This is a genomic window from Mycobacterium sp. SP-6446, assembly GCF_001954045.1.
Lineage (GTDB): Bacteria > Actinomycetota > Actinomycetes > Mycobacteriales > Mycobacteriaceae > Mycobacterium.
The window spans coordinates 1-9940 of record NZ_MBEM01000129.1; the positions used below are offsets into that span (position 1 = coordinate 1).

At 66.8% G+C, this 9940-nt stretch carries 12 protein-coding genes; 2 read left to right on the forward strand and 10 right to left on the reverse strand.

What is annotated here, in order from left to right; all coding sequences use genetic code 11:
• The 6 genes from A5736_RS27075 to A5736_RS10955 all read right to left on the reverse strand — a co-directional run.
• Positions 1-467 (reverse strand): PE family protein (locus tag A5736_RS27075; protein ID WP_139333255.1); only part of this gene is annotated, 467 nt, incomplete at its 3' end.
• A 182-nt stretch (positions 468-649) separates the two neighbouring features.
• The gene (gene tuf, locus A5736_RS10935) at positions 650-1840 is read right to left on the reverse strand and encodes an elongation factor Tu (RefSeq protein WP_076061470.1); all 1191 of its coding nucleotides are present in this window, start codon (positions 1838-1840) and stop codon (positions 650-652) included.
• A 95-nt stretch (positions 1841-1935) separates the two neighbouring features.
• Positions 1936-4041, reverse strand: coding sequence for an elongation factor G (gene fusA / locus A5736_RS10940; protein ID WP_076126176.1), 2106 nt, complete (start codon positions 4039-4041; stop codon positions 1936-1938).
• A gap of 92 nt (positions 4042-4133) precedes the next feature.
• Positions 4134-4604, reverse strand: coding sequence for a 30S ribosomal protein S7 (rpsG, locus tag A5736_RS10945; protein ID WP_066907284.1), 471 nt, complete (start codon positions 4602-4604; stop codon positions 4134-4136).
• On the reverse strand, positions 4604-4978 hold the full coding sequence (gene rpsL / locus A5736_RS10950; protein WP_003879423.1) for a 30S ribosomal protein S12: 375 nt from the start codon (positions 4976-4978) through the stop codon (positions 4604-4606). The genes rpsG and rpsL overlap by 1 nt, the downstream gene beginning before the upstream one ends.
• 186 nt (positions 4979-5164) lie before the next feature.
• Complete coding sequence (locus tag A5736_RS10955; RefSeq protein WP_076126173.1) at positions 5165-5812, reverse strand: TetR/AcrR family transcriptional regulator; 648 nt, start codon at positions 5810-5812, stop codon at positions 5165-5167.
• 190 nt (positions 5813-6002) lie between these two features.
• On the opposite strand from A5736_RS10955, the gene A5736_RS10960 reads away from it, so the two are divergent.
• Both A5736_RS10960 and A5736_RS10965 read left to right on the forward strand, forming a co-directional pair.
• Positions 6003-6371 carry a DUF3060 domain-containing protein gene (locus A5736_RS10960; protein ID WP_076246163.1) on the forward strand — a complete coding sequence of 123 codons (369 nt, stop codon included), beginning with the start codon at positions 6003-6005 and terminating at the stop codon, positions 6369-6371.
• Positions 6372-6392: 21 nt separating this feature from the next.
• Positions 6393-6881 carry a DUF3060 domain-containing protein gene (locus A5736_RS10965; RefSeq protein WP_076126498.1) on the forward strand — a complete coding sequence of 163 codons (489 nt, stop codon included), beginning with the start codon at positions 6393-6395 and terminating at the stop codon, positions 6879-6881.
• Positions 6882-6903: 22 nt separating this feature from the next.
• Here the strand turns inward: A5736_RS10965 and A5736_RS10970 are convergent, their stop codons facing one another.
• The 4 genes from A5736_RS10970 to A5736_RS10985 all read right to left on the reverse strand — a co-directional run.
• Positions 6904-7671 (reverse strand): crotonase/enoyl-CoA hydratase family protein, encoded by a 768-nt coding sequence (locus A5736_RS10970; RefSeq protein WP_076126170.1) that lies wholly within the window; start codon positions 7669-7671, stop codon positions 6904-6906.
• Positions 7668-8390 (reverse strand): PaaX family transcriptional regulator C-terminal domain-containing protein, encoded by a 723-nt coding sequence (locus A5736_RS10975; protein ID WP_076246164.1) that lies wholly within the window; start codon positions 8388-8390, stop codon positions 7668-7670. The genes A5736_RS10970 and A5736_RS10975 overlap by 4 nt, the downstream gene beginning before the upstream one ends.
• Before the next feature lie 2 nt (positions 8391-8392).
• Complete coding sequence (locus tag A5736_RS10980; protein WP_076246166.1) at positions 8393-9331, reverse strand: crotonase/enoyl-CoA hydratase family protein; 939 nt, start codon at positions 9329-9331, stop codon at positions 8393-8395.
• Positions 9328-9940 (reverse strand): acyl-CoA dehydrogenase family protein (locus A5736_RS10985; protein ID WP_256386096.1); only part of this gene is annotated, 613 nt, incomplete at its 5' end. The genes A5736_RS10985 and A5736_RS10980, both read right to left, overlap by 4 nt.

The following is a 9940-nucleotide window of genomic DNA, read 5'->3' on the forward strand; positions in this document are numbered from 1 at the left end:
GCTGGGGGCGCCGCCGGGCCCCCCCGCGCCGGCGACACAGCCGCCGCCAGGTTTGCCGCCGGTGCCGCGGCTGCCGGTGCGCCCGTCAGCCCGGCCGTCGCCACCGCCGGCACCCCGGCGACCATCGAACCCGCCGAGCCCGCGGTTCCCAGCACACTTTGCCCGGCGGCCTGCAGGGGCCCCGCGTTCGCGGCCTCGGTGGCGGCGTACTCGGCGCCACTGGAACCCATCAACTGCACGAACTGCTGATGGAACAGCGCCGCCTGGGCGCTGAGCTGCTGGTAGATCTGGGAGTGCGTGTCGAACAATGCGGCGATGCTCGCCGACACCTCGTCGGCGCCGGGCGGCAGCACGCTGGACGTCGGTCCCGCCGCCGCGGCGTTTGCTGAGCCGATCGTGGAGCCGATGCTGGCCAGGTCGGATGCCGCCGCCGCCACGTATGCGGGCGTCGCCTTTACGTACGACATCTACACCCTCCGACCAGGCCACGGCGGTCAAGTAAGCACCCGGCCGCCAACCGCAGACTGGACAAACCAAATCGTAGGCCCGCACCCGGGCTTTTTGCGACTTTTTGGCCAGCTTCGTCCCTGGCCGGAACGCACAAAGCCCGGACTGCCGAGAGCGGCAATCCGGGCTTTGCGGAAGAGACTTACTTGATGATCTTGACGACCCGGCCGGCGCCGACGGTGCGGCCACCCTCGCGGATCGCGAATCGCAGGCCCTCGTCCATGGCGACGGGCTGGATCAGCTTCACCGTGATGTTGGTGTTGTCACCGGGCATCACCATCTCGGTGCCCTCCGGCAGCGTCACCACACCGGTCACGTCGGTGGTGCGGAAGTAGAACTGCGGACGGTAGTTGTTGAAGAACGGCGTGTGCCGGCCGCCCTCGTCCTTGGACAGGATGTAGACCTGGCCCTCGAACTCGGTGTGCGGCGTGGTGGTGCCGGGCTTGGTCACGACCTGTCCGCGCTCGACGTCCTCGCGCTTGATACCACGCAGCAGCAGCCCGACGTTGTCGCCGGCCTGGCCCTGGTCGAGCAGCTTGCGGAACATCTCCACGCCGGTGACCGTGGTCTTGGTGGTCTCCGGACGGATGCCGACGATCTCGACTTCCTCGTTCACGTTGATCACGCCGCGCTCGACACGACCGGTGACCACGGTGCCGCGGCCGGTGATCGTGAAGACGTCCTCGACGGGCATCAGGAACGGCTTGTCGGTCTCGCGGACCGGGTCCGGGATCGACTCGTCCACCGCGGCCATCAGCTCCTCGACGGACTCGACCCACTTGGCGTCGCCCTCGAGCGCCTTGAGCGCCGAGACCCGGATCACCGGGGCCTCCTCGTCGAACTCCTGGGCGGCCAGCAGTTCGCGGACCTCCATCTCGACGAGCTCGAGCAGCTCCTCGTCATCCACGGCGTCGGCCTTGTTCAGGGCCACCAGGATGTACGGCACGCCGACCTGGCGGGCCAACAGCACGTGCTCGCGGGTCTGCGGCATCGGGCCGTCCGTCGCGGCCACCACCAGGATCGCGCCGTCCATCTGGGCGGCGCCGGTGATCATGTTCTTGATGTAGTCGGCGTGACCAGGGGCGTCGACGTGCGCGTAGTGGCGCTTGTCGGTCTGGTACTCGACGTGCGCGATGTTGATCGTGATACCGCGCTGACGCTCCTCGGGAGCGTTGTCGATCTGATCGAACGCCTTCGACTCGTTCAGGTCCGGAAACTTGTCATGCAGGACCTTGGTGATAGCCGCGGTCAGGGTGGTCTTGCCGTGGTCAACGTGACCGATGGTCCCGATGTTGACGTGGGGCTTGGTCCGCTGGAACTTCGCCTTCGCCACTTTTGTGTCCTCCGACTTGTTTGGTGCTTATTAAGCAGTGTTGATGTTTTCCGTTGTGCCGCGGTGACCGCGTCAGCTTACTCGTAGCGTTTTGTCTACTCGCCCGTCGCCTTCGCAATGATCTCCTTCGACACCTGCGCCGGGACTTCGGCGTAGCTGTCGAACACCATGGAGTAGTTCGCCCGGCCTTGCGTCTTGGACCTCAGGTCGCCGACGTAGCCGAACATCTCGGACAGCGGCACGTGTGCCCGAACGACGCGCGCACCGGCCCGCTCCTCCATGGCCTGGATCTGGCCACGGCGGGAGTTCAGGTCGCCGATCACGTCACCCATGTAGTCCTCGGGTGTGGTCACTTCGACCGCCATGATCGGCTCCAGGATCACCGGCTGGGCTTGCGCCGCAGCCTTTTTCAGTACCTGCGACCCCGCGATCTTGAACGCCATCTCCGAGGAGTCCACCTCGTGGTACGCGCCGTCGAGCAGGGTGACCTTCAGGTTCACCAGCGGGTAGCCGGCCAGCACGCCGTACTGCATGGCGTCCTGCGCGCCGGCGTCCACCGACGGGATGTACTCGCGCGGGATGCGGCCACCGGTGACCTTGTTCTGGAACTCGTAGGTCGCGCCGTCTTCGCCGGTGAACGGCTCGAGGTTGATGATGACCTTCGCGAACTGGCCCGAGCCACCCGTCTGCTTCTTGTGGGTGAACTCGACGTTCTGCACGACCCGCTTGATGGTCTCCTTGTAGGCCACCTGCGGCTTGCCGACGTTGGCCTCGACCTTGAATTCGCGGCGCATCCGGTCCACCAGGATGTCCAGGTGCAGCTCGCCCATGCCGCCGATCACGGTCTGGCCGGTCTCGGAATCGAGGTGCACCTTGAACGTCGGGTCCTCTTCGGCGAGCTTCTGGATCGACAGGGACAGTTTCTCCTGGTCGCTCTTGGTCTTGGGCTCGATGGCCACCTCGATCACCGGGGCGGGGAACGTCATCGACTCCAGCACGACCTGCTGGTTCGGGTCGCTCAGGGTGTCACCGGTGGTGGTGTCCTTGAGGCCGATCACCGCGTAGATGTGACCCGCGGAAGCGCGCTCGACCGGGTTCTCCTTGTTGGAGTGCATCTGGAACAGCTTGCCCAGCCGTTCCTTCTTGCCCTTGGTGGCGTTGATGACCTGGCTGCCGGACTCGACGGTGCCCGAGTACACGCGGATGTAGGTCAGCTTGCCGAAGAACGGGTGCGTGGCGATCTTGAACGCCAGCGCGGAGAACGGCTCGTCGGTGGTCGCGTTGCGCACGACCTCCTCGTCCTCCTTGCCCGGCGCGTGCCCGACGGCCGGCGGCACGTCCAGGGGCGACGGCAGGTAGTCCACGACTGCGTCGAGCATGGGCTGCACGCCCTTGTTCTTGAACGCGCTGCCGCACAGCACCGGATAGATCTCCGATGCGATGGTCAGCTTGCGAATCGCGGCCTTGATCTCCTCGACCGTGATCTCCTCGCCGCCGACGTACTTCTCCAGCAGCTCCTCGTCGGTCTCCGCGACGACCTCGAGCAGCTTCGTCCGGTATTCCTCGGCCGTTTCGGCGAGGTCGGCCGGGATCTCGACGGTGTCGTAGGTCTCGCCGAGCTTCGTTTCACCGCGCCACACCTTGGCGTTCATCTCGACCAGGTCGACGATGCCCTCGAAGTCGCCCTCCGAGCCGATCGGCAGCTGGATCGGCACCGCGTTGGCGCCGAGGCGCTCCTCCATCGTGCGAACCGAGAAATAGAAGTCCGCGCCGATCTTGTCCATCTTGTTGACGAAGCAGATGCGGGGGACGTCGTACTTGTCGGCCTGCCGCCAGACCTGCTCGGACTGCGGCTCGACGCCCTCCTTGCCGTCGAACACGGCAACGGCCCCGTCGAGCACGCGCAGGTTGCGCTCCACCTCGACGGTGAAGTCGACGTGTCCCGGGGTGTCGATGATGTTGAGCTGGTTGTCTTTCCAGAACGTCGTCGTGGCCGCGGAGGTGATGGTGATTCCGCGTTCCTGCTCCTGTTCCATCCAGTCCATGGTGGCTGCGCCGTCATGGACCTCACCGATCTTGTAGTTGATGCCGGTGTAGTACAGGATCCGCTCGGTGGTTGTCGTCTTGCCGGCATCGATGTGCGCCATGATGCCGAAGTTGCGGACCTTGCTCAGGTCGGTCAGCACGTCCTTCTGTGCCACAGAAGTCTTCCCACTCTTTCTAAGTTGCTTAGTTAATTCGCTGTCGGTTTGCGCCCGGCCGGCCGCACTGCCGGTTGGCGCCGTTCCGGCCCCTACCAGCGATAGTGCGCGAAGGCGCGGTTTGCCTCGGCCATCTTGTGGGTGTCCTCACGCCGCTTGACGGAGGCCCCGAGGCCGTTGCTGGCGTCCAGGATCTCGTTTGCCAGCCGCTCGATCATGGTCTTCTCCCGGCGCTGCCGAGAGAAGCTGACAAGCCAGCGCAGCGCCAGTGTGGTGGACCGGTCCGGACGCACCTCGACGGGCACCTGGTAGGTCGCACCACCGACGCGGCGGCTGCGCACCTCCAGGGCGGGCTTGACGTTGTCGAGAGCGCGCTTGAGGGTGATTACAGGATCGGTGCCGGTCTTTTCCCGGGCGTTCTCGAGCGCTCCATAAACAATGCGCTCGGCCAGCGATTTCTTCCCCTTGAGCAGAACTTTGTTGACCAGCTGGGTGACCAGCTGCGATCCGTAGACAGGGTCGTTGACCAGCGGACGCTTGGGCGCGGGCCCCTTGCGCGGCATTAGCTCTTCTCCTTCTTGGCGCCGTAACGGCTGCGAGCCTGCTTGCGGTTCTTGACACCCTGGGTGTCGAGCGAACCGCGGATGATCTTGTACCGCACACCGGGCAGGTCCTTGACTCGGCCACCACGCACCAGCACCATCGAGTGCTCCTGCAGGTTGTGGCCCTCACCGGGGATGTAGGCGGTGACCTCGACCTGGCTGGTCAGCTTCACGCGCGCGACCTTGCGAAGCGCCGAGTTCGGCTTCTTCGGGGTGGTGGTGTACACGCGGGTGCATACGCCACGGCGCTGCGGGCTGCCCTTCAGAGCCGCGGTCTTGACCTTGCCGATCTTGTCCCGACGACCCTTGCGGACCAGCTGCTGAATGGTTGGCATCTACCGGCTTTCTGTGTTCGGCGTCTTGCTAGCTCGGGTGGTGTCGCATGCGCTCAGCACCGGATTCATCCGTTGCATCGTGGACATGCGAATTCGCCCGGCATCCACTTCCTTACGTCAGGCGCCGTAAGCCGCCAGGCACGAGCAACCACAATACCCGCCGCTGGTCGTGCAGGTCAAAGTGGCTTAGGTCGGGTTCGCGCCCTTGTGCGCCGTCCGCCTTTCCAGGCCCGTCGCGAGGCGCAGCACCATGTCGGAGAACAGCGCATCCGTGTCGATGTCGTCCATCACACCCGTCATTTCCAGCAACACGAAGCCGTGCAGCGCGGACCAGAATTCGAGCGCCGCGTAGAACGCCTCCTCCCCGTCCAGTCCGTAGGAGGACAGCACCGCGATCACGGGCGCGGCCGCGTTGCGGGTGGCGGCGGTGTACTCGGGGTCGTCACCGCCCAGCGGCATCCGGGTGAACGCCGAGTAGCGCCCCGGATGGTGGTGGGCGTAGCTGCGGTAGGCACCGGCCATGACCAGCACCGCGTCGTCGCGGGCCCGCCCCTCGCCGACGCGGTTCAGCATCGTGATGATGTCGTCGATGACCCGGATCCGCACCGCGCGCCGCAGGTCCTCCAGGCTGTCCACGTGGTTGTACAGCGATGGCCCCTTGGTCCCGAGCTGCGTCGCGAGCGCGTTGATGGTCAGCGAGTCCCAGCCTTCCCGGTCCAGGAAGGTCAGCGCGCCGTCGACGATGCCGTCGCGGCTCAGCTTGGCCGGGCGGGAGGCGGACCTCCCGGCGCGTTGTCGCCCGCCGGCTGACGGTTGTTCCGGCTGAGCTGTCATGGCGACCGCACCTCGATTTCACTGAACGGTTGGAGGTCAACTAATGACTCTAGTTGACGCAGGCGGGAAACGGACCCGGCCCGGCCGGGGCGGCGCCGCGGCGATGTGAGAGAAAAAAGTCTGCCATCGAGCAGCCAAATGCACGTACGCTCAGTCCAGCGAATACCAGCCGAAGCGAAGGGGGCCGGCAGTGAGGTGGACAACCGTCGCCGGGTCGCTTGCAACCTGTGTCATCGTTTCACTGACCGTCGGGGTAACCCCGGCCCACGCCAAGAACGGCGACACCCACGTCATCGGCCAGGGCGTCGAGCAGACGCTGGACTGCAACGACGCCACCCTGATCGTCAACGGCACCGATAACACCGTCAACGCGATGGGCAACTGCTGGGCCGTGACGGTGATGGGCTCGGGCAACACCGTCATCGCCGACTCGGTGACGCACGACATCACCGTGTACGGCTACAACCAGACGGTCTTCTACCACAACGGTGCGCCGATACTGTGGGATCGCGGCCGCGAATTGGGCATGACCAACCGGCTCCAGCAGGTGCCCGCCTGAGACAAGGGGAATCGACGAATGATGCGTGCAGCCCTGAACATTGAGCACCCACGCGGCCTGGCCGCCCTCGCGCTGGCGCCCGCGCTCGCGGCCCTGGTGCTGGCCGGCTGCAGTTCGACGGCCAACCCGCCCGGCGGATCCGCCACGACGACCGCGAGCAGCGCGACCACGACGACAAGCGCCGGGGCCGCGACCACAAGCACGAGCGGCGCGAGCACCACCGCATCGGTCGAGATCGGCAACACGCTGAACTACGGATCGATGGGAACCACGGCCACGCTCGACTGCGCCAGCGGTAAATCACTGAACGTGCTCGGTTCGAACAACACCCTGACCGTGACCGGCACCTGCGAGAAGGTCGACATCGGCGGCGCCAACAACAAGATCACGATCGACAAGATCAACACCAAACTTACGGTGCTGGGAACGGACAACACCATCACCTACAAAGACGGTGATCCAAAGGTCTCCAACCACGGCTCCGGCAACACCATCAACAAGGGCGGCTAACCGAAAGCCGTTGACGGCGTGTTTAATTCGCTGGCGTGCCGTGTCGGCCCGCTCCCCCGGCGAATCGGCCCGCCCCCTCCAGCGCCTCCGCGGCGACCCGGGAAATGCTGGCGAATTCGCCATCCAGCGCCGCGGATTCCGGCAGTCCCCACTGATTCAGCGCCGACAACCGATCCGAGCGCAGGCACTGCTGCGGCAGGGCGGCCAATTCGGCCGCCAAGTCCTCGGCCGCCTGCCGGGCCCGGCCTTTGGGCACAACCCGATTCGCCAATCCCATCGCGAGTGCTTCGTCGGCTTTGACACCGCGGCCGGTGAGGATCATGTCCATCGCCCGGCTGTGCCCGATCAGCCGCGGTAGCCGCACGGTGCCGCCGTCGATCAGCGGCACGCCCCAGCGGCGGCAAAAGACGCCGAATACGGCGTCCTCCTCGGCCACCCGCATGTCGCACCACAACGCCAACTCCAGCCCCCCGGCGACGGCGTAGCCGCTCACCGCGGCGATCACCGGCTTGGAGAGAACCATTCGCGACGGGCCCATCGGCCCGGGACCGGTCCGGTGCACCGCGTTGGCATCCGCCGTGCCGAAGGACTTCAAATCGGCTCCCGCGCAAAAGGTTCCGCCGTCGCCCCACAGCACGGCCACCGACGCCGAATCGTCACGGTCGAATTGTTCGAAAGCCGCGTACAGCGCCGCGGCCGTCGGACCATTGACGGCGTTGCGCGCCTGCGGCCGGTTGATGATCACTGTCGTCACCGGGCCATTGCGCTCCACTCGCACCGGGTCACTCACGTCGCCTCCTGGAGTTGGGTCGGTTCGCGCCGCTTGAGAAGCTCGGCAGCGAAGTCGTGGTACGCCGCGCGCAGCCGGGCACCCGGCCAGTCGGGCGGTAGCAATTCGTCGGGCAGCACCGGGTCGGTGAGCAGGTGTCGCACCGTCGCCGCGGCCACCATAAAGCGGGCGGGAACGTCCGGCGCGGCGGCCATCTCGTCGAGCAGTCGGTGCCCGGTCTGCGCCCACGCGGGCAGATCCCACAGCCGCCCGGCGAGCTCAGCGGGGGCGTCGTCGCGCGCCGTCAGGGTCCGCACCTGGGCTTCGAGTTTGCGATCCAGGTCCAGCTCCAGGTTGTCCGGCCGCATCCACACGCCCTCGCGCAGTTCGCCAAAGCGCTTGCTGTGCATGGCGGTTCGTAGGGCCGCCCTGGTACGCGCGTCGTTGCCCACGCTCGTCACGATCAGGAGGACCCAGTCGCCGCGCCAGGCCCGGACCCGTGGATCGATGGCATCGTCCTGCCGGCGCTGGCGGGCCAGCAGGCGATCCGACAGCCGGTAGCCGTCGGCGGAGCGGATCAGGTCGCCGGCGCCGACCATGCGGGTCAGGGCGACCCGCAACGTCGCCTCCTTGATGCCGAAATCGTTTGTCAGCCTGATCAATTCGCTGGCGGTGGCCCAGGCGGGGTGGGCGCCGAGCAGCACACTGAGCACCACCGAGCGCGCCGTCATGTTGGGCATGGCTACACCTGTGACGCCCGGCGGCCGTAGTCCCCGAAGGGCTCGTCGCGATGCTTGACGGCGTCCCGGAAGCCATGCTTGACCGCATCGGCGACGAAGGCGTGCCCCTCCGGCGTGTGCCGGGCAACGCCGTCGAACACGGTGCTGACCATCCTGCTGGTGGCCACACCCTGTTGCAGCAGAGCGGAATTCAGCGCGAGCTTGACCATGATCAGCTGGTTGATCGGCACCGCGGCGATCCGCTCCACCAGGCGCTCGGTGCGCTCGTCGAGGTCTTTCGCGTCGGGCGCCTCGACGGCCAGGCCCCATTCGGCGGCTTGCGCTCCGGTGATGCAATCACCGGTCAGCAGAAGGCGTTTGGCGCGCTGGTCACCGAGCCGGTGCGCCCAGAGGCCCGCCGCCGGGACGCCCCACACCCGGGTTGGCGGGTAGCCGATCTTGGCGTCGGCTGCGGCGATCACCTGGTCGGCGTGCAGCGCGATGTCGGTGCCGCCGGCCACGCAGTAGCCGTGGATCTTGACCACCGTGGGCTTGTCGGCATGCATCAGGCTGGCGAAGCCGCGCACGAAGCGGCTCATCATCTGGTAGTCGATCATCGGGTCCCACGGCTGATCCGGCAGGTGGTTGACCGCCTGCGTCTTGCCGTCGAGCACCGTGCCCGCATACGCGCCCGTTCCGCCGGCCGAACCGGTCCGGTCCGCATAGGCGGACAGATCGAAGCCCGCGCAGAAACCCTCGCCCCGACCGGACACCAGGATGACATGCACGTTCGGGTCAAGGTCGGCACGCTCCACCAACGCCGAGAGCTCCAGCGGGGTGTCGGCGACGATCGCGTTGCCCTTCTCGGGCCGGTCGAAGGTGATGCGGGCAACCCGGTCGGTGACCTCGTAGGTCATCGTCTTCAGGTTGTCGAAGTCGACGGGCCTGATGGCGTGAGTCATCCCTTTACTAGAGCACGCTCGAGGATGGGCGCGAGGTCCAGGCCGGTCGGCATGGTGCCGTATGCCCCACCCCACTGGCCGCCCAGCCGGGTGGCCAGGAAAGCCTCGGCGACGGCCGGATGGCCGTGGCGCACCAGCAGCGAACCCTGCAGCGCCAGCGAGATGTCCTCGGCCACCTTGCGGGCGCGGTAACCGATTGTGTCCACGTCGGTGAGGTCTTGCCGCAGCCCCTCGACATGGCGGCCCAGTCGCGGATCCTGGCCGGTGCTCTCGTCGAGTTCGGCGAACAGCACCTCGACGCACTCGGGGCGAGTTGCCATGGCGCGCAACGTGTCCAGCGCGCTGACATTGCCCGAGCCCTCCCAGATGCCCATCAGCGGGGCCTCACGGAACAGGCGCGGCATGCCCGAGTCCTCGACGTAGCCGTTGCCGCCCAGGCATTCCAGCGCCTCGGCGGCGTGCGGGGTGGCGCGCTTGCACACCCAGTACTTGCTGGCCGCCAAGCCGATGCGGCGCAACAGCGCCTCCCTTTCGTCCCCGCGCAGCGCCTTGTCGGTGGCCCCGGCCATCCGCATCGCCACGATGGTGGCGGCCTCGGCCTCGACCGCG

Coding starts and splice junctions, on each gene's coding strand:
- rpsG (WP_066907284.1), bottom strand. CDS start 4,604: ATGCCGCGCAAGGGGCCCGCGCCCAAGCGTCCGCTGGTCAACGACCCT.
- rpsL (WP_003879423.1), bottom strand. CDS start 4,978: ATGCCAACCATTCAGCAGCTGGTCCGCAAGGGTCGTCGGGACAAGATC.
- A5736_RS10955 (WP_076126173.1), bottom strand. CDS start 5,812: ATGACAGCTCAGCCGGAACAACCGTCAGCCGGCGGGCGACAACGCGCC.
- A5736_RS10965 (WP_076126498.1), top strand. CDS start 6,393: ATGCGTGCAGCCCTGAACATTGAGCACCCACGCGGCCTGGCCGCCCTC.
- A5736_RS10975 (WP_076246164.1), bottom strand. CDS start 8,390: ATGCCCAACATGACGGCGCGCTCGGTGGTGCTCAGTGTGCTGCTCGGC.
- A5736_RS10980 (WP_076246166.1), bottom strand. CDS start 9,331: ATGACTCACGCCATCAGGCCCGTCGACTTCGACAACCTGAAGACGATG.